The following is a 25,659-nucleotide window of genomic DNA, read 5'->3' on the forward strand; positions in this document are numbered from 1 at the left end:
ATGATGGTCTTTTTGACGGCAAACGAAAACCCTCCCAAAAAGGAGGGTCTGCTTTATTGATCTAGTAATTTTTCCACACGCTCCCGCATCTGCGGCACACTCAATCCGATAATCACCTGAAACGCTTTTCCATTTCTGACGACACCGTGTGCGCCAAGCGCGCGGAAGACGCTGTCGGGTTCGACCTTTTTTTCATCCTTGACGCTGACTCTGAGGCGGGTGGCGCAGTTTGTGACCTCGGTGATGTTGTCTTTTCCGCCTAACGCTTCGATGTACAATGCAGCGGTTTCATCTGCCGTTTCTGCCGCGGAGGCTGTTTCGTCCTTTTTGTTTTTTCTTTCTCTGTATTCTTGTTTCGAATACAGCTTTGTTTCCTGCTGATCGTCAATTTCCCGTCCCGGTGTGGCAATATTGAATTTGAGGATCAGAAATCGGAAGACGAAAAAATAAATTGCTGTAAATGAGAGTCCAATCAGAATTTGATACACATACGTCATACCGTGGCTGCCAAAGAGCGGAATCCAGTTCAGGGTAACCGCCTCAATTAACCCGCCCCCCATGTTTCCGACAACACCGGCCATATACATGACCGTCGACATTGTCGCGGCGAGTACGGCGTGAACCGCAAATAGGAAAGGAGAGATGAATAAGAAAGTAAACTCAATCGGCTCTGTGATGCCGGCGACGATTGCCGTGAGTGTGACAGGAATCAGCAGGCCGGCGACAAGTTTTTTCTTTTCCTTTTTGGCTGTGACATAAAACGCGAGCGCAATCCCCGGAATGCCGAAGATTTTTGAATTGCCGTGAAGCGCGAATCCGCCTTGCGGGAACAGCTCCTTCAGCGGTTTGGCGCTTTGTGAATATTCACCAAGGTGCTGCGCCCAGTACGTGACGATCCCGCCTTCCGCCACAGCCGGGCCGTAGATGAACGGCGTGTAAATAAAATGATGAAGACCGGTCGGAATCAAAATCCGTTCCAAAAATGTGTAAATCCACACGCCCACCGCCCCGGAAGCGACAAGAAAGCTTTGAAGCGACCCGATTCCCGTTTGGACCATCGGCCAGATAAAAGACACGGCCAGAGCGACCGGAATCATAATGAAGAAGGAAATCATGACGATATACGTGGAGCCTTGAAAGATGCCGAGAAAATCAGGCAGTTTTTTATCAAAATAGCGGTTATGCAAAAATACGACAATGGAAGAAATAAAGATTGCCCCGATAATGTTGGTATCAAGCGTTTTAATGCCGGCAATCATCGTTAATCCGCTCGTTCCGCCGACCTCTTGATTCATATCGACGCCAAAGGCGCCTCCCCAGACTGTCAGGATCGAGCTGACAAAATAATTAAATGTTAAATAAACCGTAAGCGCTTCCAAACAAGCGCGCGCCTGAGCTTTTTTCGCCAAAGCGACTGGAATGCCGATGGCGAATAAAAGCGGCATTTGATTAAACACCGTCCAGCCGCCTTGCTCAATGATATACCAGCACTGATACCAAAACCCGTCAGGATCAGCGAGCGGCCCCATCAGGGTTTCGTTTTTGAAAAGCGTGCTGACACCCACGATAATGCCGGCGAACGCAAATAATAATACAGGCACAAACATCGCGCTTCCAAAGCGCTGGACTTTTTGCATCATACCAAAACCCCCTGCTACTCAATGTCGTTTTTTTCAGCTTCTTTGTAATCAACATATGCGCGGAACAATGCTTCGCCAACGAGAAAAAACGGCGCAAAAGCGACAATTTCTTTTTTATCACTCAATGTCACGGGCTTGCTTGTCGCATAAAGATTATGCGGTGTGAGCTGGGCGAGGACATTGTTTTTCAAATTCGTAATGGATATAAAGGGAACTCCCTTTGCGGAAAGCATCCTTGCCTGCGGAATCAGCTCAGGCGTTTCTCCGGACAGCGAAATGATGATAAACAGATCATTCACCTTAAAATCATCCTGCATCTGGTCAAATTCATTACTGCCCTCAATCAAAATCAGATACTTATTGAGAGGGATAAACATTCTTTGCAAATCATGGGCGCATATCTTTTGCGCCGTTCCGGACCCGTACACGAAAATGCGGTCCGCTTCATCAATCAGCTGGCACATGTCCGTCATGTCCTTTGTCCTTATAAATTTCAAATTTGCTTCAATATCATCCAACAGCTTTTGAAAACTCATACTCTCGCCTTCTTCCGGCTGATCTTCCCACTTCAAAAAAACGCGAAATTCACTGTAGCCGCTGAAACCGAGCTTTTGGGCAAGACGCAAAATCGAGGAACGCGATACGCTGCATGCTTTCGCAAGGGCATCGATTCCAAGACGATAGCACGTGTTCTTGTGATTCAATATATATTTCAAAATATGAAAATCATTGTCATTTAATTTACTGTAATGCTGATTAATCAGTTCTTCGAGCTGCATATCAGATCCCCCCATTTTCTTTCTATTATATACAATATAGATTTCGAAAATGGGGGATTTTTCAGTTATGAGATACGGCTCGGGCTTTGATCAAGCTCAGGCCAGAAATCTTTGTTGGCCTCCAATAAATCTTCGAGAATAAGCCTTGCCACACGGGCGTTCGGCACTGTTTTTGAGAGAATGAGCGCCTGCCATAGCTTTTGGAAGGATTTTTCCGTCCATGCCTCAACTGTCAATTTCTCAACTGATACCTGCTGTTCCATCAGTCCTTTTTGGAACTGCGGAATGTTTCCGACTGTGATCGGTTCAGGCCCGTTTGAGCCGACGATACACGGCACCTCTACCATCGCTGTCGGGTCAAAGTTTGCGATTGCCCCGTTATTTTCAACAATTAAAAGCATTCTTTCACCTGTATTGTAGGCAATAGCGCGGGCAAGATCGACGATATATGTCGCGTGATCGTCTATTTTGATTTCGCTGTTTTTAGAGGACTGCTCGCGTGCAATCATGTCGCATTGGCTGAAAATAAAGGCTTCGCGTCCTTCCATGACTTCGTTTGCCCGCGTATGGTTCGGATTTGATTTTTTCACCATGTCATCCGGGAACAGATAATATTGTAAATACGTATTCGGTAATGTGTCCGGATCGGCGGCCTGCACGTCACGCGCTTTTGCGAACGTGTCATTCCAGCTCGCCTCCACCGCCTCGGACTCTGCGTTCGGAATATACCCGTACTGAGACACATGTTCCTTCAGCTTCGGCATTAAATCATTGCCCTCTTGATCCTGAATGGATGTCCACCAGCCGAAATGATTTAATCCATAATACCGGACCTTCATTTCTTTTCTTGAGGACAGGCCGAGAATTTGCGCCATACGGTCTTCGATACCGACCGGCATATCACAGATGTTGAGGATTTTTGAGTTCGGTCTGAGGCGTCTCGTTGCTTCCGCCACAATCGCCGCCGGGTTGGAGTAATTCAGCATCCACGCATCTGGCGAGTATGTTTCCATGTAATCTAATATTTCAAGCACGCCCCCAATTGAACGCATACCGTATGCGATACCGCCCGGTCCGCACGTCTCCTGGCCCACAACTCCGTACTTCAGCGGAATTTGCTCATCAAGCGCACGCATTGCGTATTTCCCTACCCTGATGTGTGCCATGACAAAATCAACGTCTGTAAAAGCTTCTTCCGGGTCAGTCGTCGCTGTAAATTCAATTTCGGGTGCTTTTTCTCTGATAAAAATGTCACAGGCCCCCGCGATCCGCTCCTGTCTTTCCTTATCATTGTCATACAGCTTCAGCTTTCTGATCGGAAACTCATCCAAATGGTCTAAGAGCATCAGAACAATCCCGGGAGTAAATGTGCTCCCTCCGCCCGCTATTACGATTGAGAATGATTTTTTCTTCATATGACGACCTCCTTGATAACGTTTACATTTTATTTATATCATGTGACAGCTTGTCTCGTAATGCTTTTGGCGCACTTAGGTCATTTGATCAGTTTTAGTTTTTTTTCCCATCGAGCGGGAAATTTCTCACTTATCTATCAGTTCAACAATTTGATTTTTTTACCTTTTTTGTAATCTCAAAGTCTCATCATCTGTGAAATTTGAGTGAATATACGCCCTTCCAATTCTTATGAAAAGGTTCTTTTGTACGATTCGGATACATGCCGAATTATTTATAATCATTTATATAAAACATCCATTTGTGCGTTAATTTAGGAAAGGCAGGGGACAAAAGTTGGACTCACATAAAGTCATCGAGCTTGCAAATCAGTACAGTGCAGCCGCAGAAGAGGTCAGAAGCTCAAAAATGCTCCTTGACTCCCGGTTATCTGCATTGGGCGATGCTTGGCAGGGAAAAGCAAGAGACACATTCGACCAGGATTTCGAGGAAACAAAAGCCGCCTACGATCAGTTCGAACAGGAGCTGCTAGAAACAAGCCAGGAACTTAAGGCAGCTGCCGTAAAAATAGAAGAACGAAAAGCTGAGATTGCCAGAATGGAAGAATTAGAAAGAAAAGCAAGAGAGGAAAGACATAAACTCGAGAGGTGAATAGCGTGTCAGGAAATATTGCAGTTGATCCGGATAAGCTTGAACAGCTGGCAAATGATGTGGTCACAGAATTAACTGATATGGAAAACAAATATAAGGATTTGCATATGGAGCTGGGACAGCTGATTTTACAATGCGATCCCCGTTACAGCAGCTGTTTTTCGGGGGTTGGGGATGCTTGGAGCTCAGGAAAAGCACTCGTCAGCAAGCTGAGTGACAATGAGATATTCATCAGAAAAACGAGCGACAAATTTGTTGAGCAAGACAATATTTTACGAAAGCTTTATAACGCTTACGACAAATACGGAACGATGACAAGCTTAACCGCCCTGATGCTGACCCAGGGAAAATACTACGGATTAGGGCTTACAAAGTTTGTGAAACAGCCAAGCGGCTTACATACTGCACGGCATTCAAAGCTTCTATTGGACATTTCCAGAGCAGTAGACAGCTCCCGTTATCAAAAAGCAGCCAGAGTGCTTTTGAACCCAAAATATCTGTTTAAAAAAACAAACCGGCCATTTTCTGATTTGGTACATAAAAAGTTTACAAAATACTTTCCGCAGGACACGGTGGATTTTTCAAACAGCGTAAGGAGCTATACAAGAGGATTTGTTAATGAAGCCGGCGTACGCTCAACACTGAAGGATGTCGGAAAAACAGGTTTGAAATTCGCAAAAGGAAATGCCATTACAGCGACACTGATAACCGGAGCGACAGAAACGTTTGGAGCAGGCTTAAAGATCGCCGAAAATTACGCGAAATACGAAGACAAACCCGAAGTGCTCAAACGGGATAATGCAAAAGTTGTTGGCAATGCAGTGAATAACACGATTTTTGTCGCTGGCGGCGCAACGGCAGGCGCTGTAATAGGAGGGGCGATCGGAAGTTTTGCAGGCCCTGTTGGTACTGTCCTCCTTGGCGCAGCTGGCTCTTATGTTGGCGGAGTGGCAGGAGAACAAATTGCCAAATTTACGGCAGGTTTCGCCGAAAAGACAGCCTTAAAGCTGAAAGAACCGATTCATGCTGTTGTTAATACTGCCAAAAAAGGGCTGGAAGCGGCCGGCAAAGTTGTAGAATCAGTGAATGACGGCATAGATGCGGCTAATAAAACAATTCATAAAGGAATGGCCAAAGCAAAGAAAACGGCGGACTCGCTCATACACGGCGCAACTCATTTCCTTAAAGGCAAACTTTCATTCGGATAGGAGAATAAATCATGAATCAGTTTACGATCAGCTTAGAAGAGCTCATATTTTGTTTTTACAGCGAAGGCTTTTTTGAACAGGGCATGTCACTCAAGCAAGCCTATTTTCCTGAAATAGAGGATGAGCAGCTCGGATTTTTATTTGAAGCGGCCTGCCGTTCGCTTTTGGCGAAGGATGCTGCTGAATATCGGAATCATCAATACAGGTTAAAGGACGAGTACTGCCCGTTTATCCACGTATTAAATGACGCGGACTATACAGTGAAGCTTTCCAAGTTTGACGAGCAAGGCAGCGAACGGAATGTTTCCTGCCATGTTTCAAAATTCGGCACCTACTCCCATGAGCTTCTTTTTGATGAGCAAGTACATAGCATAAAAAAAATGGAATCAAGTGACGGATTACTTACAAAAACAGCTGAGTTTTTAAATATAATAGGTACCGAGGATAAAAGCGAATCTATCCTGACTTTGACATCAAAAGAATTTGAAGCACTTCTGGAAGGTGCTTCCGAGACTCCCTCATACCTGAAGGAATTCCTTGGACAGCACGACTACCAGGAGGACATTACCCGGTTTATAAATGATTTGTCATTACGCAAAGGAAAGATGGATACGCTGATGCGCCTGTCTTACGATAAAGATAACGCACCGGAAGTGGATGACATGGCTTTTATCCTGCCCGGCACCCGCCATACTTGGCTTGTAACGGGTATCACCCAGAATGAATTTACTGTCATGGCTGCTCATAAGGATGTTGTAAATCAAATCATTTCAAAACCGAACGAGAATCTGAATTGATAAAAGGAGAAGAGCATTGGAAAATCAAGTAGTCGAAGTCAAAAGCAGAATGTTCCTGAGAATATGGGCTTTTGTCGGATCTGCCGGTATGGGGCTTGCTTGTTTATGGCTGTTTTATATGGGGATTACCTTTCAAACGAAATATTATCTCCTAGCCATTCCAGCAGGTTTTCTATTCACCTTGTTTTGTTTATATTTATTTATCATCTTTTTTCCTGCCTTTACCCCTAGGGGAAATATCATCTTCCGTATTAAAACCGGAAAAGATGGTGAGATATTCACTGACAAAGCAGCTGTGAAATTTGCCGATATCAAGAAAATTGAAATGAATCGCAATAAATACCGCTTAAAAGGGATTTTTCAGGAAGATGTCATAATTCAAACAACTGACCACAAAACGATTCGCATCCCTACTTGGAATATCATTCCGAACCCTTTGTTTTTTGAAGCGGTTGAACGTTATATTGTCCCACATATGAATGATGAAGCGAAAACGAATTGGATCGGTCAGTTTACAGAGATTCAGCGCAATGTGTATTTAAAAGAATTTGAGAATCATCCGAAGCTTTAGGAGCAGCACATTGGAATCACATGATATCGAAGTCAAAAGCAGAATGTTTTTCAGAATATGGCTGTTTCTCGCAACTGGAGGCGCCGTGATTGCAGGCGTATGGCTGCTGTCAGAAGCCATTACGTTCGAATCCAAATACGCTCTGCTTTATTTAGGTGGCGGATTGATGGCAATTGTCTATGGCTTGATCACATTTTCTATGGTTTTACCAGCGTTCACAAGCCGAGGAAATGTTATTTTTCGTATCAAACAAGGACCTGATGGGAAGATTTTCACAAAAAAACGCAGCGTGCCTTTTACTGAAATCAAGCGCATTTATATGGGGCGCCATCAATACAGTTTGAAAGGGATTTTCTTTGAGGATATTATCATTGAGAAGAATGACGGCAAGATCGTCCGTATTCCGACTTGGAACATCATAGCTAATCCATTATTTTTCGAAGCGGTCGAACGTTATATGCTGCCCCATATGACGGAAGAGGCGAAAAACAATTGGATCAGCCAGTTTACGGAGATTCAGCGCAGTGTGTATGTAAAGGAATTTGAAGGAAATCCAAAGCTTTAACGCCTCTCTCTCCTTTATAATGAAATGTAATTGAAGTTTGAGGGGTGCGCGTGATGCTGATGACCATTCTTTTATTTCTCGCGGCGGGACTTGCTGAAATTGGCGGAGGCTATTTGATTTGGCTGTGGCTGAGAGAAGCGAAGCCCGTCGGATACGGGGCAGCCGGGGCACTGATATTGATTGTGTACGGCATTCTCCCGACGTTTCAATCCTTCCCTTCCTTCGGCCGTGTATACGCCGCTTATGGAGGAGTGTTCATCGTACTAGCTGTCTTTTGGGGGTGGCTTGTCGATCGGAAAACTCCTGATCTGTATGACTGGATCGGCGCACTGATTTGTCTGATCGGCGTTTGTGTGATCTTATTTGCGCCGCGAGCATAACAAAATGGCCTGCTTATGAAAGCGGGCCATGTTTGTTTAATCCTCTTTTAAGTTGTTCAGCAGCACTTCATGCTCCTGCTGCGGTTCGTCCAGCGGATAAATTCTTGCTGTTCCGGTTTCTTCATTCACATGCTGAATGTAAATCGGAACTCCGTTATACGTTACTTTCTTCATATCCGGTGATTCCACGATTTCTTTCGCTCTCTGTATATTCATCTCAACACCCTCCTTCACCCATAACGTTTCCATTTCTTGAAAGAAGTATGCTTTATGATCCAGCGGTCATATTAAATTTTTTCAATCGTTTGTAGAAGGTGCTGCGCGGAATGCCGCTGATTTTCGCAGCTTGGGAGACGTTTCCTTTTGCCGTTTCAAGCGCATTGATGAGGATATCTTTTTGAATTTGCTCACGGAGATTAAGCCCCTTTGTTTCAGCCTCCTTTTCTTTTACGGGGCCGATCGGCAAGCCCGACGCTTCGAGCAATAAGGAAAGCGGCTCGTCACTCAGCCGTCCGTCCGGAAACCTGATGGAAAGGCGTTCAAAGACATTAAACAGCTCGCGAATATTCCCCGGCCACTTCCATTGCTTCAGTACGTCCAAAAAGGCAGGCGGAAGCTCTCCCGGCCATCCATTTTTCTGTGTGTAGTACGCAAAGAGGGTCTCAATATCTTCGAGACGGTTCCGCAGCGGAGGAAGCTGAATCGGGTAGACATGAAGGCGGTAAAACAGGTCCTCTCTGATTTTTCCGCTTTCTGCGAGTTCACGCAAATCACAATGTGTGGCAGCAATCACTCTGATATCAACCGGAATTTCTTTTGTCCCGCCGACCGGCGTAATCTTGCGTTCCTGAAGCACCCGTAAAAGCGCCACCTGCATCGAGTGGGAAATTTCTCCGATTTCATCTAGAAATAAGGTGCCGTGATGTGCTTTTTGGAAGGCGCCCTTGTAGCCATCTCGTTTCGCTCCTGTAAAAGCCCCTTCTGCATAGCCGAACAGCTCGCTTTCGATTAAATCCGACGGGATCGCTCCGCAATTCACGGCTACAAACGGGCCGTGCTTACGGTCGCTGTTTTCATGAAGCGCGCGGGCCGCGACTTCCTTGCCCGTGCCGGTTTCACCCGACAGGCAAACTGTCGCATCAGCCGCGGCCGCTCGTTCAAGGCTTTTGAGCATCGCTTGCGATTGCCTGCTTTGTCCGAGGACTCCATTGAATCGAAAGGCCGGCTTTTTCTTTTGTTCCGATAAATAAAAACAAGTGGCGCTGTTCCCCATGGTGACCGCTTTTTCGATCGTAAAGCCTCTTTCCTTCAACTCATAAAGATGCCGGCCTTGCCAATCCGGTATTGACGTTCGTATCGGCAGGCTTGCGCCGATGATGTGCTGTTTGGCATTGCAAAGCACAATCGGCACACGGGACGCTGCCCTATCGGCAAAGCGGCTGAGCAGTTCAAGCTCTTTCTCCCTGCTTTTGGCTGCCAATTCCCTTTCCGCGGCAAAGGCAATGGCCGCGGAAATGCCGAGCATATTTGGCTGTGCGTGCGCTGCCGGGCAAGAGATATCAATCACCCCCGCAAGACTGCCGTCCTCATAATGAATTGGTGCTGCTGAGCAATTCCAGTGATGGGAGGCGACAGAATAATGCTCTGATCCTTGAATGACAACCGGCTCGCTAATGTGAAGCGCCGTTCCAATTGCATTTGTGCCAACCGCCGTTTCTGTCCAGCACGCGCCTTCGACAAAGTTAATGTGTTTGGCTTCATGCAGCGCGCGGCGATGGCCGTCAAGCGCCAGCACCACGCCGTCCGCATCAATTAATAGCGCCATCATTTCCATTTCTTTTATTGCGGGCAGCAGTTTTTCCAGGTAAGGCATTGCGGTCGACAGAAAGAATGAATGCTTGTTTGACTGCTGATCCAGTTCCGTTTGCTGCAAAACCTTCGGGCCTTTTTCTAAATAGGGGTTAACCTCAGCCTTTCTGCAGCGGTGCCAGGATTCGGCTATCCTTTTTCTTATTCGGGCTTCGTCCAGCACGCCGTCTTTCACAAAACGTTTCCAGGTTTGCAAATCGTTCGGGATCGAATTCATTCTTTGATCGTTCCTCCCTTACACGCCGTTTTCATCTATTGTAGGGGAAAAATAAAGCGCTTTCAACATAAAAAAAGCCGGCGCATTCGCCAGCTTTTCTTGTTATGCATGTACCGCAAGCCCAATCGTGCTTAACAATGCTTCGTGCAGCGTTTCCGACAGTGTCGGATGGGCCGCGATAAAATGCTCTGCCATATCCGCCGTCATTTCTCCGTTCATGATGGCAGCCGCCTGGCCGATAAGCTCGGTCACATCCGGTCCGATCATTGAGACTCCGACGATTTCGCCGAACTCCGGTTCCGCCACGATCTTGACCTTTCCTTCCGCTTGGTGTTTGATGAGCGCCTTCCCGTTTGCGGAAAAAGGAAATTCACCAATCTGTACATCTCCGTAAACGTGTCTTGCCTGTTTTTCCGTCAATCCGATACATGCGATTTCCGGCGATGTGTAAATACATCGGGGCACGTTTTTTTCATTCATTTTGACGTCGCGTCCTGAAGCGTGTGAAGCGGCGATGATCCCTTCATGGAAAGCAGCATGGGCCAGCTGAATGCCACCGATCGCGTCCCCGCATGCGTAGATATGAGGAACATTGGTCTGCATCTGCTCATTTACGGGAATACCTTTTTGGGAAAAATCAATTCCCGCCTGGTCAAGCTGTAATCCATCCAGACGAGGTTTTCTGCCGATCGCCACCAGCACATAATCGGCCTTTGTCTTAAACTCACGCTGTCCGCTTTTCCATATCGCCGTTTTGGCTGCTTGATCAACACGCTCTAACCGGGAGGAGGTGTGAACTTCAACTCCGTCTTCCTCAAGCTTTTCCTGAAAGAGACGGGCGATATCCTCGTCCTCTGCCGGGATCAGCTGGCCGGCCGTTTCAATGATCGTCACCTTCGATCCAAGTCTGGCGAACAATCCGGCATACTCGCAGCCGATCACACCGCCGCCGACAATCACAAGCGAACCGGGAATTTCAGAAAGGCCGAGTGCATCTTTGCTGTCGATCACCCATTTGCCGTCAAACGGGGCAAAGGGCAGCTGGATCGGCTCTGATCCGGAAGCAATCAATATTTGTTCAGCCTCTCTGATTTCTTTTCCGCTCTCCCCTTCGATTAAGAGCTTCTTGTCAGAAAGAAAGGAGGCCTCTCCCTTCACGACTTGTATTTGATTTTTTTTCATTAAGTACTGTACGCCTTGGACAAGCTGGCTGACAACCTGCTGTTTTCGGCTCTGCATTTTGTCCCAATCAACCAATATTGCACCGGGCGGGAGTTCAATTCCGAAGCGCCCGGCATGTTTGATTTTATCGAGCACATTTGCGCTTTCTAACAAAGACTTCGTCGGAATGCAGCCTTCATTCAGACAGGTTCCTCCAAGTGAGCCTTTGTCAATGAGCAGCACCTTTTTTCCCTGCTGTGCCGCTGAGACTGCTGCCGCATAGCCTGCTGGTCCCCCTCCGATAATGGCTAATGTCATGTTCTCACCTGCTTTTCTATAAAATTAACGCTGCCGGTTCCTCCAAATATGTTTTGATCGTCTTCAGAAATTCAGCTGCCGGAGCGCCGTCACAGGTTCTGTGATCAAACGTCAGGCTGAGTGGCAGTATCGTACCTCTGACAATCTCCTCCCCTTGAAAAACCGGCGTGTCATAGCTTGCTCCGATGCCGAGAATGCCTGTTTCCGGCGGATTTAATATCGGGGTGAAATGCTCGACTCCAAAAGCGCCAAGGTTTGTAATGGAGAAAGTGGAGCCTTGCAGTTCTTCGCTCCCCGCCCGTCCCTCGCGTGCTTTTTTGGCGTTTTCTGAAATGGTTTTGGCCAGCTCAATCAGCGGCAGTTTTTCAGCATGACGAATGACAGGGACAACCAACCCTTTTTCAAGAGCAACAGCCATTCCGAGATGAACATGAGGATGTGTGATAATGCGCTCATTTTTGTAGAAGCTGTTCAGCATAGGGTGTGATTGGAGAGCGAGCACCGCAGCTCTTGAGACAAAATGAGTGATCGTCAATTTCGTGCCGTGCCGTTCCTCCGCTGTCGGCGAAAGCTGTTTTTGAAGAGCTCCCAGCTTAGTGATATCAGCCTTCATTGTAATCGTCAGCTGGGCGCTGTTTGCCAAGCTTTCCTGCATTCTGGACGCGATCACTTTTCTCATGCCAGTAACTGGCATTTCCTGCGCCTTTTGTTCGGAAACTGGCTCAGCCTGTTCCCTTTTTTGTTCAGAAAGCGCCTTTGTGACATCATCCTTTACGATTCGTCCGCCCGGTCCCGTGCCTTTCAGATTTTTCAGGTCTAACCCTGCTTTTTCCGCTATTTTTCTGGCGACTGGAGAAATTTTCAGTCTGTCTTTTTTAGTGTTTGCGGGTTTGTTCTCCTGTTTAGGAGGCGGGGGATTGGCTTGCCTGCTAGCTTCAGCGGCTGGCTCTTTCGCCTCTTCCTGTACCGATTCATTAGCGTCCCCGATGTAGCAAATGGCCGTACCGGGCGGAACCTCTTCCCCCTCTTTCACCTTAATATCAATCAGCGTGCCCTTTTCAGGCGCTTCGATGTCCATTTCAATTTTCTCCGACTGAATGCTGGCGATGCTTTCTCCCTTTTCAACCGGATCTCCCACTTTTTTGTTCCAAATCGATACTTCTCCTTGTTTCATGGCCATTCCCAACTTTGGCATCACTACTTTGACCGCCATATGTGTCCCCCCTTTAATTCACTGCCGGCTCGCCAAGCAATTCAAGCGTAACGCTGACGATTTTATCTGGTGTCGGCAAATATTGGTCTTCAAGCACTGGCGAAAACGGCACAGGTGTGTGCGGTGCTGTAATCCGCTTAATCGGCGCATCCAGCAGATCAAAGCCTTTGTCGGCCACAATCGCGGCTATATCTGTGGCTATGCTGCATCGCGGATTGGCTTCGTCAATGATGATCAGCCGGTTTGTTTTTTCTAGCGATGTGAAAATTGCTTCCTCATCCAGAGGAGACAGACTGCGCGGATCAAGAACTTCGGCTTCAATGCCTTTTTCTGATAATTGTGCTGCCGCTTCGAGTGCGGTATTGACCTGCTTGCCGATCGCAAACAGCGTAATGTCGCCGCCCTCGCGTTTGATGTCCGCTTTTCCGAGCGGGATTGTATAATACTCTTCCGGCACTTCCCCTTTCATGTTGTAGGACGTTTTGTCTTCAAAAAAGAACACCGGATCGTTGTCTTCGATCGCCGCAAGCAGCAGACCTTTGGCATCATACGGATTCGACGGAACAACCGTCTTCAGCCCCGGAATGCTTGTGAAAAGGCCGTACAGCGTTTGGGAGTGCTGTGCCGCAGCCCGGAAACCCGCTCCGTATGTGGTGCGGACGGTAATCGGCACTTGAGCTTTTCCGCCGAACATATAGCGGAATTTTGCCCCTTGGTTAATGACCTGGTCAAAGCACGTGCCGATGAAATCGTTAAACATCAGTTCCGCAATCGGTCTCAGCCCTGTTGATGCCGCAGCCATAGCGGCGCCCATATAGCCCGCTTCAGAAATGGGCGTATCCAGCACCCTGCTCCGTCCAAATTCCTGAACGAGCCCTTTTGTGACGCCTAATACGCCGCCCCATGCTTCGTCATCCTGCAAATGATCGACTGCCGCTCCTCCGGCTACATCCTCACCGATCAACAGCACATTTTCATCTCTTCTCATCGCAAGCTTCATTGCTTCATTGATCGCGTCTGACATACTTATGACTCTCGCCATCTTACATTCCTCCTTTTTCGTATGAGACATATACATCTGCCAGCAGCTCTGATTCTTTCGGATATGGGCTGTCTTCGCTGAAGGAGACTGCTTTTTCAATCGATTCTTTGACGCTTTGTTCAATGTCTGCCAGTTTTTTTTCATCCGCCTCCTTTAACAGATAGTTTTTAAAGCCTTGTATGGCATCCTTTTCTTCAAGGTGCTCAGCTCTTTCATCCTTTGTTTTATAGGTTTGGGCATCTCCTTCGAAATGGCCGTAGTTTCTGTAAGTCATGCATTCAATCAAGGATGGGCCTCCGCCGTTTCTTGCTCGTTCAATCGCTTCCTCTGCTGCCTGATAAACTGCTAAAATATCTTTTCCGTCCACGGTTACTCCCGGCATGTTATAGGCAGCTGCCCGATCAGCGATTGAATCACAGGCTGACGCGTACTCAAATGGCGTGGCTTCGCCGTAGCCGTTGTTTTCAGCGATAAACACAACTGGAAGATTCCATACAGCCGCTAAGTTGAGGCCTTCATGGAAGGTTCCTTGGTTATTTGCTCCGTCCCCAAAAAAGCAAACGCTTACATTTTTAGTCTGTTTATATTTAGCCGTGAGCGCTGACCCGCATGCGAGCGTAAATCCGCCCCCGACGATTCCATTTGCCCCTAACATGCCTTTATCGAGATCGGCAATGTGCATCGACCCGCCCTTGCCTTTACAAAGCCCGGTCGCTTTCCCGAAAATTTCAGCCATCATGCCATCCAGATCACAGCCCTTGGCGATACAATGCCCATGCCCTCTATGTGTGCTTGTAATGCTGTCGCCATCATCTAAGTGAGCGCACACGCCTACAGCTACCGCTTCTTCACCGGCATACAAATGGACGAATCCGGGAAGCACTCCCTCTGCGAACAGTTCATGCACTTTGTCCTCAAAGCCCCTGATTTCCAGCATCTTTTGGTACATCCACAGCGCTTTTTCCTCAGTTAATGACAAGCCTTCTCGTTTTAACAGTTCCATTGTGTGTGCCTCCTTCTATTTAGGGTTCACCTTAATGAATGCAAGAAGTGTGCCAGCTATTGGATGCCCGTAAAATCAGTCTTTTATGTTGATACCATGAGACAGTTTGAGACAGGTGTCTCATTTTGTCTCAATATGAAACCATGTGTCTCGTTTTATTCCAAATCAAAAAGACCGGGCACCTGCATGGTCTTTTGACGTCGATCGACATATTTATTTCCTCGGAAATCTTATCAACTTCCTAATGCCTCTGCATCGTTTTTCTGAATGGCGATTTCAGGAGTGAAATCAATTGAATATTTTACATAACCAAAGCCGCCGTCCCCATCCTTCTGCATGCAGTCTATCGTGCCTCTGAAATATGTATACCCTTTTTGATTAAGCGTTTTTCTGACGGTTTCCGCCATCGCCGCGGCATCTGTTTTTGTTTTTCCGCTTGCATCTAACTGAATCGTCAAACTCAGCGGCGCTCTTTCAGCCAATTGCTTGCTCCATCTTGTATCTAATGTAAACTGGGCGTTTTCAACGCTGATATCTGCTTCGGCTTTTATAAGTTGCGGAACGGCTTTTTTCAAATCCGCTTCGATTTCCTTTGATGCTTCTTGATTTAGATGTTTTGCAACAGACTCGGTATAGGCTTCTTCAATCCCATCGCAGGTTACCTTAGGATGGAGAAACCCCATCGCGCACATTTGGTAGCTTTGAGATTGGGTGTTTGCTTGAAACACATATTCCGAGGTTTTGGCGTTATAAACTCCATTCGTGATCTTGATTTCTTTTTGAGGATAGGTTTCTTTCACATAAGAGACAAGCTTTTGCTCTGCGGTATTTTTCGTAAATGGATCACCGAAACATACATGATAGATAAATAGTCCGCATCCGAATAATGCAATGGCAAGTAAGCCAACCACAAGTTTTTTCATGTTCACACTCTTTTCTTCATCTGTACGTTCTGCAGTTCATGCTTTTCTTCAACAGCCCGATTCAGCGCTTGAAGCATGTAACCAATGCCTTTGTACGATGACAGAGGCCAGCTGATATTCTGATGTTCTTCAATGACGGCGTTTAGGACGTTTCGGTATTTTTTCCCGCCAAGCATAACAAGCTGTTCAATGTCGGAAAAGCCTTTTTCGTGAAATTGACGGCGCAGCTCGTCCGCTGCCATAATCTCCGGATGAGCGGTTCCAAAAGTGACATCGTAATTTTCGGGTACGACATCATCTGGGCGAAGGAATCCGTGCTTAGCCGACAATATGACCCACTCGTCGAAAAAAGCTTTCGCATATCGCTCGCACGCCTGATGAAACGGGCTGAGATAAGCGTCTTCCGCCCTTACCGGACCTGTATCTGGCCGGATGTCCCATATTTTTTTCTTGCCGCAGGGGATGATGCATAGTCGTTTCATTTTTCTCTTCCCCCTATTTCTGTTTCATATAATAGTTGAAATAACAAGCGCCCCTGTTTTATTTTCCATATCCCGGGCAGTTAGTTCCTCACATTATTGTGAAAGAGGCATTTGTTAAAATTTATTTTTATCTTTTCCCAAACCAGCTGTAAAATCTCCTTTGATCATTGAAAACATATATAAATCTTCAAATTTACCACAAGCGAATTCATAATGTCTCAACAAACCCTCTCTGCTAAAACCTTGTTTTTCTACTAGTTTTATCGATGGGATATTAGAAGGTTCAATAAGAGCTTCAACTCTTTCCAGCTGCAAGTGGTTATATCCATATTTGACAACAGCCTCTAATGCTTCACTGACGATTCCTTTTCTCCAGTAATCTTTGCTTAATTCGTACCCAACTTCAGCTCGATAATGTTTTGCAAGTCTATTAAGAAATCCACAACTTCCTATTACGACGCCAGAATCTTTAAGGGTAATTCCCCATCTGATTCCTGTACCTTCTTCATAAATGGATTTATACCACCTGATCTCTTCCCACACATCTTTAGTTGTTTCAAAGGGGTCTAACCCCATCGGCTTAACAACATCTTGATCTGAAAGATATGGTAGCATATCTTTGGCATCTTCAAAGTTTACTTCTCTTAAACGTAATCTTTTTGTTTCAATTATAGGAAATTCTTTCACCGTAAACTCCCCCTTCATTGTTTCCGCACCATCTCCTGTTATTACCATGTATTTTATCTTATCCATTTAGATAAAAAAAGATAGCAAGGACAATTCCCTGCTATCTTGATTCTTATAATACTTCAACAGCTTCTAGGCAGCATGTCTCCCTGAATATCGAGATGAAAATTTGCAGGAATAATCCGGCGCAATACCGCATTCACACCAGTTTAATGTCCCCACTTCGCTCTCACCTTGAATTGGAACACTTTTTACTTTGGCTCCGCCCCATCAAGATACTTCCTCTCAAATTCATCGAGCAATGCACGCACTTCATCTGTTGACTTTGTGTTCATGCATTGGTTTCTTAATTCACTTGCCCCACGGAATCCGCGGAGGTAAATTTTGAAAAAGCGAGGAAGAGGCTTGTATGGACGCGCTTCTAATGCTGAATATTTATCATGAAGATCCAGATGCAGCCGTAAGAGATCAAGCAATTCCTTACTGCTATGCTCTTTCGGCTCCTTTTCAAAGGCAAATGGATTTGTAAAAATACCGCGGCCAATCATAATCCCATCAACACCGTATTGTTCAGCAAGTTTCAAGCCAGTTTGACGGTCAGGAATATCCCCATTGATCGTCAACAGTGTATCTGGCGCTACCTCATCACGAAGTTTCTTAATCTCCGGGATGAGTTCCCAATGCGCATCCACTTTGCTCATTTCCGATCTTGTACGCAAATGGATAGAAAGATTCGCAATGTCTTGTTTCAGTACGTGTGTCAGCCACTCACGCCATTCGTCAACATCTGTGTAACCAAGCCTTGTCTTCACACTTACAGGCAATCCCCCTGCTTTTGCTGCTTGTATTAGTTCTGCTGCAACCTCTGGACGACAAATAAGGCCGCTTCCCTTTCCATTCCCCGCCACATTAGGTACAGGGCAGCCCATATTAATATCCAGACCCTTAAACCCTAATTCCGCCATACCAATACTCATTTGGCGAAAGTTCTCAGGCTTGTCTCCCCATATATGAGCTACCATTGGCTGTTCATCCTCTGTAAAAGTCAAACGGCCGCGCACACTGTCCTTCCCATCCGGGTGACAATAGCTCTCCGAGTTTGTAAATTCCGTAAAGAACACATCAGGTCTTCCTGCTTCACTCACTACATGGCGAAACACAACATCCGTCACATCTTCCATTGGTGCCAGTACAAAAAAAGGCCGTGGTAATTCACGCCAGAAATTATCTATCGTCATTACATTCAAATCCTTTCATTATGGGATACGGCTACACCTTTATCCCAAAATTAAAAAGCTGACCATGCTTATTTACACTTATAGCATGTGTAAGCACTTCTTATCAAACGATAGTAAATTTTGAACATTTAAACTAGTAATAAAACGTTAAGAAAGGGCAGTTTGGGTTATAGGGTTGGTACATGATCCAGGGTTCACCTGCATACTCTCCAAAATTTCCGGTCGATAGCTAGGGGACTATTACATACTTGTTTTTGTCTTCCTATCTAATAAATGACAGCAGGCCAACGATGTATATGAAAAGACCTAAAATCGGTATTGTTAATTCTGCCGAAATCCAGATCTACTTAGGAATCGTTTACATTAATTAGACGATTTCTGTGCAGTTAAAATATACAACTTCTACATCAGACCGTTCCAGTTAAAATAAAGTTTTCCTTCTGAACCCCATTTACACACTTTTTTGATTCAGAATTGAACATTTTCCACCTAATCTTCTACTTTTTTGTTTTCCAATAAGAAACGGTACAATTCTGGTGATAACCTATCTCTGTCCAAGTCTCCGTCACTACCATCCAGCATTGTTTTTCTCGAATTCATTCGATATCTTTGGTCAGTTACATTAACAATTCCTTGATAATCCCCCAACCAACCCCTTTTTCTTACAAATACCTCCTTTCGATCTTTTTGCATTTTCCACTGTAAAAAAAGTTAGTTTTCAGGATGTAGGATTCCAACGTTTCTTTGTTAGTAAACTCTTGTCAAAACGAAGACCATCTTTATCATTTATCACTTCCATTACATCTAGTAAAGGAAATGACTCTCTAATATCAAAAACCGTTAGAGTTGAACACATATAATAGGAATGCTAAGTACTGGCTATCTGCATGAAGGATGATTAGTACGCTTTGTTTTTAATCCACAAAGCCCTGAAAACCTCCTTAAGAAGAAAGATCATATAATTCAGCCAAGGAAGGTAATCTGTCCAAATTGATTATAGACAATTCTGTTCGTTTTTAACACGCATATAATGAAACATCTAACACCTTCAATATATCACCTAGTTTTACAAAATCATTGTATGACAGCTGTTATGTCATTCTCAAAAGCCTACGGCAAATTAAATTATTTTCAATAAATCATTCACATATTCTGTATAATAAGATAAAAAGGAGTTTTTATATGCTAGATTTGTATGCTGACTCATCTAAAAGCTTCAGGTACGCACTTCATCATTTACTTGATATTGTAGTTGAGCACTTTATGGAAGTAGGAAGTAATCTTTCTTATGAAGAAATTTATGCTTCTGTTTTTCCTTTGCATAAGCAAGAAGATGAAGAATATGCAATGGGTTTTCTAAAAAGCCTCCAAAGAGAAATTAGGGATGATTATTCTCATAGATTAACTTCAATGAAAGAATATGTCCTATATAATATTCTTTTGTTTGTCTACGAGGGATCCGAAGATGGATTCTTATTGAATGATGAGATTACAAATTATATTAAGTATTGTCCCAACGTTATGTTTTTTGAAGATGAATTTGATGTCTTGTACACTATTAAAACGCCTAATGACCTTATCGGAATATGCTTTGATGATTTAGATTTTCTTGAGGTGCACAAATATTTCGAGGCTTATAAGAAGAATCCATACATAGTTAACAATCTTTATAATGTTGATTTAGATTACCATACTGAGTTAATGCCTAATGATATCTTGACTGAGTATAATGAACTAAAGGATTACATGCAAACAAGTACAGAACCTAAAGTTTTTCCTGCAGACACAGAGGAATCATTTTATAATCTTATAAATGAATTAGTCGCTAATTTTAATCATTATATTGTTCATAAGAAAGGTCATACCCTTATAAATAACAAATTAGGAGAATATGGCGAAAAAGAGGTCCAAGTGCTATTTGATCTCTTCACTAGTACATACCTAAAAGATACTGAACTAGTAATAACCAGAGAGGTGGATACTGGTCGAGGTACAGTTGATTTTTATATTTCTAAAGGCAAGAATATGAGGGGTTTAATTGAAATTAAATTAGGAAGTCACAATAGATTTGCGCATGGTCTAAAATATCAGTTACCCGTATATTTATTAACCGAAAATATTAAGTGTGGTTTCTTCATTCTTATATGTTATTCAGAAGAAATATATCAACATTCTAACTACTTACATGTAGAAGCAAAAAAATTGAGCAAAGAGCACCAAAGAAAAATCTATTTTAAAAGAATCAATGCGAGTGGTAGTTTAGCAACTGCTTCCAATATCAATTCGGAAGCAGGAATGGGCTTTTCAAACAAACAATAGTTATAATTTTTTACCTGCTTGTGACAATGAAAAAAGATTATTCACAAACCCAAAAAGGAATGTTGCTTCATCAACATTCCTTGGTTTACCCCCTCAAGAATTGTAAAGTTATCAGTTGGAGTAATACCCTAGAGAGGATGCAGTTAAGCATTGATTGATTCATATTCAATTAAAACTCAATCTGTAATTGCATTTTCCATCAGTTTCCACAGTTTATTATACTAATCTTCAAAATCCCATTCTTATCACTTTACTTCCCAATATTGAAATTTATACATACTCTTAAAGGAGTCAGATTGAGATAAGGCAATTTTCTCTGCTTTTCTTTCATCATATGAGGACATGCCAGTAATACCAAACACCTCAAATATTATATCCTTGTCTTTATCGATAATATATCCATCCGGAATAAAACTTCCATAACCTTCTATTGGCAAATAAGGCTTATAAAATGTTAGATTATCTTCACATAACCGATCATATATACTTTTTTCATGAGAACTTTCACAATATAAACCTCGGTCAGATATTGGTATTAAACAGTAGTTTTTCAGAGTCATACATTTATGATACTTGTCTTCTTTATACACAAAACCTGCTACCACATATTCAAGGCTATGCGGTTCTATTTTAATCTTCTGTTCATATTCCTCCTTTTCAACATAAAAGCGATTAGTTCGCCCAAAAGCATCTTTACAATACAGAATATCTTTTTTTGTATTATCAAATAGAGTATCTTCTCCAAGCAGTGCTACACTATTTACATACATATAAACAAAATAGATTTCTTTTTTTACTTTTACATTATTTATGCCTACTTGTTTATAAAACATCTCGTTTAATGTTTTTCTTTTTCTAGATAACCTAATTCGAGACGCTATTCCATAAACATGCCTAGCTAATTCATTTTTATCATTAGGAATTCTATGTTTTTTGCCTAACACCATGCTTTCCCACGCCATCATATTTATCCTTGTGGCTAAGCCAAAAACCGTTGATACATTTTTATTAGACCCTGTTCCTTCGTGATAAAAAACATTATTTCTAACATTATTGTTTCTCTCTTTATCATCTCCTGACTGAGAAAGATGTAATTCTTTAATTCTAACAATGTGTAACCCTTCTTCTTCATCATAGCTCCAAGCCTTTTCATATGGGCTTGAACCCACAAATTGAGGATGTCGGCAACATTCCTTGGAATGTTTAAATTGTCTGGTAGAATTATACAAATACGGTGATTTTGCATTGGAAACTTTAAGCACTATCTTATCAGAACACTCACACCTTAATTCTATTTCTCCCTTTTCACTCCTAGTTTTTAAGTTTAGTAACAGAGATTCTTTTATAGGTGAATAAGGTAGTTTTGTTATGTTTCCTTTTGGTTTTTCAATTACGAAAAATGATTTTTTATCCAAGATATCCCTTCTCTCTATATTAAACAGACTACAGTTCAATTATAGTTGAAGTTAACACAAAAATCGTTGAAGAATTTCCAAAAATCTTATATTTTAGAATTGCTATTAAAAGGAGGAAGAAAGAATCGAAAAGACAATCAGGGCAAAGGTCTACGCATGAAAAAGACCCGGAAATCGGAATTGTTTATTCTACCGAAATCCAGATCTGATTAGGACTTAATGAGACGATTTCAATACAAGCTTCGCCACTGCTTCAACGTGAGCCGTCTGCGGAAACATATCGACAGGCTGAATATATTCCACGCGATAGTCTTTCGACAGCGCCTGTAAATCCTTCGCAAGCGTGGATGGATTGCAGGAAACGTACACAAAGCGTTTCGGTTTGACTTTTTTGATCGTGTCCAGGAACGTAGTGTCACAGCCAGTTCTTGGCGGGTCGACGATGACGACGTCCGGGCGGAAACCTTCTTTCGTCCATTTCGGGAGCCAGTGCTCGGCTGTTCCTGTTACGTACGTGGCGTTTGTCATGCCGTGTTTTTTGGCGTTTTTCTTGGCATCATCAATTGATTCCTTGATGACGTCCATGCCGCGGACTTCCTTCGCTCCGTCCGCCACCCACATTCCGATGGTGCCGACGCCGCAATACGCGTCAACGACTTTTTCTTTTCCGGTCAGCTGCGCCGCTTTTTTCACTTCGTCATACAGCTTGACGGTTTGCTCCGGGTTGAGCTGGAAGAAGGCGCGGGCGCTCAATTCAAAAGATACGTCGCCGAGCACCTCTTGAATTACGGTATGTCCGGCGAGGGGTTTTGATTTCTCACCGAAAATCACAGAGGTTTTCGCTCCGTTTACATTTTGAATAATGGATTTCACCTCAGGCAGGCGCTTTTGGATCGCTTTGACGATTTCTTCCTTATGCGGAAGCGTTTCTTTTGCTGTCACAAGCACGACCTGCACTTCGCCTGTTTCAAAGCCGACTCTCGTCACGATCGTGCGAACGTCGCCTTTTCGTTTTCTTTCATTATAAACAGACACATTGAAGTCCTCTAAAATGCGGCGGACGATGCCTGTTGTTTTATTTGTTGCCGGATGCTGGACGACGCAGTCTTTGATCGGCACGATATCATGAGAATCAAGGCCGTATAAGCCGGCGATGATGCTGCCGCTTTGTGAGCGTCCGATCTGGAATTGGCTTTTGTTGCGGTAATTCCATGGATTGTCCATGCCGACCGTTTCTCTGATATCCATGTTTTCGACTTTAAACTTCGTATGGCGCTCCAGAGACTGGATGACGATGTCGCGCTTTTCCCGAAGCTGCTGGCTGTATGCAAGATGCTGAAGCTGACATCCGCCGCACTGCTCGTAGACAGGGCAAGGCGGTGCCACCCGATGCTCTGAAGCCTTGCGAATCTTCTTGATCCGTCCCTCCGAGAACTTCGGCTGCACTTTCGTCGCTTGGACGACAACCTCTTCACCAGGAAGCGCGCCAGGCACGAACACGACTTTTTTCTTGAAATAGCCGACGCCTTCCCCGTTAATTCCGAGACGTTTAATCGTCAGCGGAAAGGTCTGTCCGACTTTCAGTTCGACGAGCGCCTTTTTGTTTTGTTGGTTCACGTTGTTCTCTCCGTTTCTATATGAAGCTTTCTGCAGATGGCAGAAAGTGAAATGTTTTTTTCACATCTTTCTAGTATAACACGTTTGCACGATTTCCTTCATTGTCAGACGAATTATTCTATACTCCTCCACAAATACAACGACGCATAGCTCAAATAAGGCTCCCACTCCTTGCTCATCGCGAGCATAACATCCTTTGCCGGTTTGTCGTCCAAATTGAAATGGCGTTTGATCGCGTTTTGCAGTCCGATATCGGCCAGCGGGAATAAATTGGGCCGTCCGAGCCCAAACATCAGCACGTTTTGTACTGTCCATGGGCCGATGCCTCTGATTTTGATCAGTTTCTTCATGATGTCTTCATCTGTCAGTTGGGGCAGCTCTGACAAATCGAGTGTGCCTTCTGCAATCATCCTTGACGTATCAATGGCGTATTCCGCTTTTCTCATGCTGAACTGGAGCTCGCGGAGATCTTGATAATCCAGCGCCGCAATTGTTTCCGGCTTCGGATAGCACCACACGCCGTCCTTCTGCTCGCCGAACGTATGGACAAACCGTTCTGTCAAGGTGTACGCAAAAGATAGATTCAGCTGCTGGTGCACAATGCATTTCATGATACAGTTGTACACGCTGTAGTCCAATACAAGCGGCGTGCCTGCATGCTCTTCAAAAATCGCGGAAAGATTCGTTTTTGAGAAATGATCAAGGACATGCTGCAAATCATGTTCCCATTGAAAAATCCGTTTGATTTCCTTCATCATGTCTTCCTGCTCTGTTTCCCCGCTGACGAGAAACTCGGGCTCGTCCGCATGGCCTAAAGCCTGCACCTTCACAATACATACGTCACCGGCCTTATTTCTGATCGGCACTCTTATGTCCCGCGCTTTCAAATCAACTGCATTCAGAGGGTCTAACGCCAGCCTGTCGAGCACACGGTCAAAATGGTACGGCGGTGTGACCGATACTTTTTCTTTCCACATATGATCAGCCCTTTTTCCGTTTTTTGTTCAGTATACCATGCGGCTGGAAACCTGTAGAAAACACTGTATACTTTTCTGAAAAAGGCTGCATGATATAATGGCAGGTGGAGGGTTGTTTATGATCAACATTACCGCTATCACAACACAGCATCAGCTTTTGAAAAATATACCGATCGAACGGGTTGAACAGCCGGATATTGCGTGGTACTGGGTTGATTTTTACGGCCCGGAGGAAACGGAAACCGCGTTATTGAGAGATTTTTTTCATTTTCATCCGCTTGCGATTGAAGATTGCTTTCAGCATATGCAGCGCCCGAAGCTTGACCATTACGATGGCTATCGCTTTTACGTGCTTCATGCGCTGAATCAGGAAACACTTGAGACCGAAGAAGTCGATATCTTTCAAGGCGAAACATTTGTCGTCACCTTTCATTTACACGAAACGCCCGGTATCGCCAAAGTCCGGGAGCGATTATATGCTTCACCGGACATGTTTAAAAAAGGGCCGGGGCATATTTCTTACATGATCATGGATCAGCTTGTTGATGAATATTTTCCTCTGGTGTACAACATAGAAGACCGGCTGAATGAGATTGAAGACAGCCGCAGCCACAAAACGTACGGGACACTGATGAGCGAGGTGTTTGAGCTCAGAACTGACCTATTGCATCTCAGGCGGACCATTATTCCGATGCGTGATTTGCTGTATCGGATTTTAAGTCTTGACCATGTGAAAGAGCAGCGGGAAACAAAGGCATACTTCAGCGATATTTACGATCATTTATTAAAACTTTCAGAAATTGTGGAATCTAACCGCGACATGACGTCCGATTTACGTGACAGCTACGTGACACTGAATTCGAACCGGATGAATGCGATTATGATGACATTGACCATCGTGTCTACGATTTTTATCCCGCTCACGTTTATCGCCGGCGTTTACGGCATGAACTTCGACAACATGCCGGAGCTTCACTGGAAATACGGATATTTTGCTGTGCTTGGCCTGATGGCCGCTCTTGTGGCCGGCATGCTGATATGGTTTGTACATAAAGGATGGTTCAACATCTTTAAATGAGGACAGCGTGAAGCTGTTCTTTTTATTTTGGTAAGCCGATTTCCAGCATATCCTGTTCATTTTGTATATAATGAAAAAAAATGTTCAGGGAGTGAT

The 25,659-nt window shown here is 44.4% G+C and carries 24 protein-coding genes; 8 read left to right on the forward strand and 16 right to left on the reverse strand.

Annotation, left to right across the window (positions count from 1 at the left end; translation table 11 throughout):
- Positions 1 to 53 precede the first annotated feature (53 nt).
- From malP to glvA, 3 genes are all read right to left on the reverse strand, one after another.
- A complete protein-coding gene (gene malP / locus LNN34_RS12100) occupies positions 54 to 1,640 on the reverse strand; it encodes a PTS maltose transporter subunit IIBC (protein ID WP_059291626.1) in 1,587 nt (528 codons plus the stop codon).
- A gap of 14 nt (positions 1,641 to 1,654) precedes the next feature.
- Positions 1,655 to 2,419 (reverse strand): MurR/RpiR family transcriptional regulator, encoded by a 765-nt coding sequence (locus LNN34_RS12105; RefSeq protein WP_044163676.1) that lies wholly within the window; start codon positions 2,417 to 2,419, stop codon positions 1,655 to 1,657.
- Between the two features lie 65 nt (positions 2,420 to 2,484).
- Positions 2,485 to 3,834: a 6-phospho-alpha-glucosidase gene (gene glvA, locus LNN34_RS12110; protein WP_229043527.1), complete on the reverse strand. Its 1,350-nt coding sequence runs from the start codon at positions 3,832 to 3,834 to the stop codon at positions 2,485 to 2,487.
- Positions 3,835 to 4,168: 334 nt separating this feature from the next.
- On the opposite strand from glvA, the gene LNN34_RS12115 reads away from it, so the two are divergent.
- Genes LNN34_RS12115 through LNN34_RS12140 form a run of 6 tightly spaced genes read left to right on the forward strand, consistent with a single transcriptional unit; the run spans position 4,169 to position 8,004 of the window.
- Complete coding sequence (locus tag LNN34_RS12115) at positions 4,169 to 4,483, forward strand: WXG100 family type VII secretion target (RefSeq protein ID WP_024120614.1); 315 nt, start codon at positions 4,169 to 4,171, stop codon at positions 4,481 to 4,483.
- A 5-nt stretch (positions 4,484 to 4,488) separates the two neighbouring features.
- Positions 4,489 to 5,691 carry a hypothetical protein gene (locus tag LNN34_RS12120; protein WP_229043528.1) on the forward strand — a complete coding sequence of 401 codons (1,203 nt, stop codon included), beginning with the start codon at positions 4,489 to 4,491 and terminating at the stop codon, positions 5,689 to 5,691.
- A gap of 11 nt (positions 5,692 to 5,702) precedes the next feature.
- On the forward strand, positions 5,703 to 6,488 hold the full coding sequence (locus LNN34_RS12125) for a hypothetical protein (RefSeq protein ID WP_229043529.1): 786 nt from the start codon (positions 5,703 to 5,705) through the stop codon (positions 6,486 to 6,488).
- A gap of 16 nt (positions 6,489 to 6,504) precedes the next feature.
- Positions 6,505 to 7,059 (forward strand): YfjD family protein, encoded by a 555-nt coding sequence (locus LNN34_RS12130; protein WP_082687921.1) that lies wholly within the window; start codon positions 6,505 to 6,507, stop codon positions 7,057 to 7,059.
- A 10-nt stretch (positions 7,060 to 7,069) separates the two neighbouring features.
- Positions 7,070 to 7,624 (forward strand): YfjD family protein, encoded by a 555-nt coding sequence (locus tag LNN34_RS12135; protein ID WP_267476688.1) that lies wholly within the window; start codon positions 7,070 to 7,072, stop codon positions 7,622 to 7,624.
- Between the two features lie 50 nt (positions 7,625 to 7,674).
- On the forward strand, positions 7,675 to 8,004 hold the full coding sequence (locus LNN34_RS12140) for a YnfA family protein (RefSeq protein WP_081638253.1): 330 nt from the start codon (positions 7,675 to 7,677) through the stop codon (positions 8,002 to 8,004).
- 36 nt (positions 8,005 to 8,040) lie between these two features.
- Here the strand turns inward: LNN34_RS12140 and LNN34_RS12145 are convergent, their stop codons facing one another.
- From LNN34_RS12145 to LNN34_RS12190, 10 genes are all read right to left on the reverse strand, one after another.
- Positions 8,041 to 8,220, reverse strand: coding sequence for a small acid-soluble spore protein H (locus LNN34_RS12145; RefSeq protein ID WP_010333419.1), 180 nt, complete (start codon positions 8,218 to 8,220; stop codon positions 8,041 to 8,043).
- Between the two features lie 52 nt (positions 8,221 to 8,272).
- Positions 8,273 to 10,090: a sigma-54-dependent Fis family transcriptional regulator gene (locus LNN34_RS12150; protein ID WP_229043530.1), complete on the reverse strand. Its 1,818-nt coding sequence runs from the start codon at positions 10,088 to 10,090 to the stop codon at positions 8,273 to 8,275.
- A gap of 102 nt (positions 10,091 to 10,192) precedes the next feature.
- A complete protein-coding gene (gene lpdA / locus LNN34_RS12155) occupies positions 10,193 to 11,569 on the reverse strand; it encodes a dihydrolipoyl dehydrogenase (protein ID WP_229043531.1) in 1,377 nt (458 codons plus the stop codon).
- Positions 11,570 to 11,585: 16 nt separating this feature from the next.
- Positions 11,586 to 12,782: a dihydrolipoamide acetyltransferase family protein gene (locus tag LNN34_RS12160; RefSeq protein ID WP_229043532.1), complete on the reverse strand. Its 1,197-nt coding sequence runs from the start codon at positions 12,780 to 12,782 to the stop codon at positions 11,586 to 11,588.
- A gap of 13 nt (positions 12,783 to 12,795) precedes the next feature.
- Positions 12,796 to 13,824 (reverse strand): acetoin:2,6-dichlorophenolindophenol oxidoreductase subunit beta, encoded by a 1,029-nt coding sequence (acoB, locus tag LNN34_RS12165; protein ID WP_059291633.1) that lies wholly within the window; start codon positions 13,822 to 13,824, stop codon positions 12,796 to 12,798.
- Position 13,825: 1 nt separating this feature from the next.
- Positions 13,826 to 14,827, reverse strand: coding sequence for an acetoin:2,6-dichlorophenolindophenol oxidoreductase subunit alpha (gene acoA / locus LNN34_RS12170; protein ID WP_199398690.1), 1,002 nt, complete (start codon positions 14,825 to 14,827; stop codon positions 13,826 to 13,828).
- A 233-nt stretch (positions 14,828 to 15,060) separates the two neighbouring features.
- Positions 15,061 to 15,750 (reverse strand): hypothetical protein, encoded by a 690-nt coding sequence (locus LNN34_RS12175; RefSeq protein WP_229043533.1) that lies wholly within the window; start codon positions 15,748 to 15,750, stop codon positions 15,061 to 15,063.
- 2 nt (positions 15,751 to 15,752) lie between these two features.
- Entirely contained in the window at positions 15,753 to 16,232 is a 480-nt protein-coding gene (locus LNN34_RS12180; RefSeq protein ID WP_059291636.1) for a DUF6884 domain-containing protein, read from the reverse strand.
- 114 nt (positions 16,233 to 16,346) lie between these two features.
- Entirely contained in the window at positions 16,347 to 16,919 is a 573-nt protein-coding gene (locus LNN34_RS12185) for a GNAT family N-acetyltransferase (RefSeq protein ID WP_175422407.1), read from the reverse strand.
- A gap of 251 nt (positions 16,920 to 17,170) precedes the next feature.
- Positions 17,171 to 18,157: a tRNA dihydrouridine synthase gene (locus tag LNN34_RS12190; RefSeq protein ID WP_069487598.1), complete on the reverse strand. Its 987-nt coding sequence runs from the start codon at positions 18,155 to 18,157 to the stop codon at positions 17,171 to 17,173.
- Positions 18,158 to 19,339: 1,182 nt separating this feature from the next.
- Here LNN34_RS12190 and LNN34_RS12195 point away from each other — a divergent pair.
- Positions 19,340 to 20,476 (forward strand): hypothetical protein, encoded by a 1,137-nt coding sequence (locus LNN34_RS12195; protein WP_229043534.1) that lies wholly within the window; start codon positions 19,340 to 19,342, stop codon positions 20,474 to 20,476.
- A 245-nt stretch (positions 20,477 to 20,721) separates the two neighbouring features.
- On the opposite strand, the gene LNN34_RS12200 is transcribed toward LNN34_RS12195, so the two are convergent.
- The 3 genes from LNN34_RS12200 to LNN34_RS12210 form a co-directional block, all read right to left on the reverse strand.
- Positions 20,722 to 21,891, reverse strand: a complete 1,170-nt coding sequence (locus LNN34_RS12200) for a hypothetical protein (protein WP_229043535.1) — start codon at positions 21,889 to 21,891, stop codon at positions 20,722 to 20,724.
- Between the two features lie 216 nt (positions 21,892 to 22,107).
- On the reverse strand, positions 22,108 to 23,508 hold the full coding sequence (rlmD, locus tag LNN34_RS12205; RefSeq protein WP_151174844.1) for a 23S rRNA (uracil(1939)-C(5))-methyltransferase RlmD: 1,401 nt from the start codon (positions 23,506 to 23,508) through the stop codon (positions 22,108 to 22,110).
- A 113-nt stretch (positions 23,509 to 23,621) separates the two neighbouring features.
- Positions 23,622 to 24,485: a DNA-3-methyladenine glycosylase family protein gene (locus tag LNN34_RS12210; RefSeq protein ID WP_229043536.1), complete on the reverse strand. Its 864-nt coding sequence runs from the start codon at positions 24,483 to 24,485 to the stop codon at positions 23,622 to 23,624.
- 118 nt (positions 24,486 to 24,603) lie between these two features.
- Here LNN34_RS12210 and corA point away from each other — a divergent pair, with 118 nt between their 5' ends.
- On the forward strand, positions 24,604 to 25,563 hold the full coding sequence (gene corA / locus LNN34_RS12215; protein ID WP_044163648.1) for a magnesium/cobalt transporter CorA: 960 nt from the start codon (positions 24,604 to 24,606) through the stop codon (positions 25,561 to 25,563).
- Positions 25,564 to 25,659 lie beyond the last annotated feature (96 nt).

It is taken from the genome of Bacillus sp. AF23 (assembly GCF_020861455.1).
In the GTDB taxonomy this organism is placed as follows: Bacteria; Bacillota; Bacilli; order Bacillales; family Bacillaceae; genus Bacillus; species Bacillus halotolerans.

Bases quoted from the DNA above. Each gene is read 5' to 3' on its own strand.
- LNN34_RS12150 (WP_229043530.1), bottom strand. From the start codon at position 10,090: ATGAATTCGATCCCGAACGATTTGCAAACCTGGAAACGTTTTGTGAAA.
- LNN34_RS12190 (WP_069487598.1), bottom strand. From the start codon at position 18,157: ATGACGATAGATAATTTCTGGCGTGAATTACCACGGCCTTTTTTTGTA.
- acoA (WP_199398690.1), bottom strand. From the start codon at position 14,827: ATGGAACTGTTAAAACGAGAAGGCTTGTCATTAACTGAGGAAAAAGCG.
- acoB (WP_059291633.1), bottom strand. From the start codon at position 13,824: ATGGCGAGAGTCATAAGTATGTCAGACGCGATCAATGAAGCAATGAAG.
- malP (WP_059291626.1), bottom strand. From the start codon at position 1,640: ATGATGCAAAAAGTCCAGCGCTTTGGAAGCGCGATGTTTGTGCCTGTA.
- glvA (WP_229043527.1), bottom strand. From the start codon at position 3,834: ATGAAGAAAAAATCATTCTCAATCGTAATAGCGGGCGGAGGGAGCACA.
- LNN34_RS12125 (WP_229043529.1), top strand. From the start codon at position 5,703: ATGAATCAGTTTACGATCAGCTTAGAAGAGCTCATATTTTGTTTTTAC.
- LNN34_RS12175 (WP_229043533.1), bottom strand. From the start codon at position 15,750: ATGAAAAAACTTGTGGTTGGCTTACTTGCCATTGCATTATTCGGATGC.
- corA (WP_044163648.1), top strand. From the start codon at position 24,604: ATGATCAACATTACCGCTATCACAACACAGCATCAGCTTTTGAAAAAT.
- LNN34_RS12160 (WP_229043532.1), bottom strand. From the start codon at position 12,782: ATGGCGGTCAAAGTAGTGATGCCAAAGTTGGGAATGGCCATGAAACAA.
- LNN34_RS12180 (WP_059291636.1), bottom strand. From the start codon at position 16,232: ATGAAACGACTATGCATCATCCCCTGCGGCAAGAAAAAAATATGGGAC.
- LNN34_RS12195 (WP_229043534.1), top strand. From the start codon at position 19,340: ATGCTAGATTTGTATGCTGACTCATCTAAAAGCTTCAGGTACGCACTT.
- LNN34_RS12105 (WP_044163676.1), bottom strand. From the start codon at position 2,419: ATGCAGCTCGAAGAACTGATTAATCAGCATTACAGTAAATTAAATGAC.
- lpdA (WP_229043531.1), bottom strand. From the start codon at position 11,569: ATGACATTAGCCATTATCGGAGGGGGACCAGCAGGCTATGCGGCAGCA.
- LNN34_RS12145 (WP_010333419.1), bottom strand. From the start codon at position 8,220: ATGAATATACAGAGAGCGAAAGAAATCGTGGAATCACCGGATATGAAG.
- LNN34_RS12210 (WP_229043536.1), bottom strand. From the start codon at position 24,485: ATGTGGAAAGAAAAAGTATCGGTCACACCGCCGTACCATTTTGACCGT.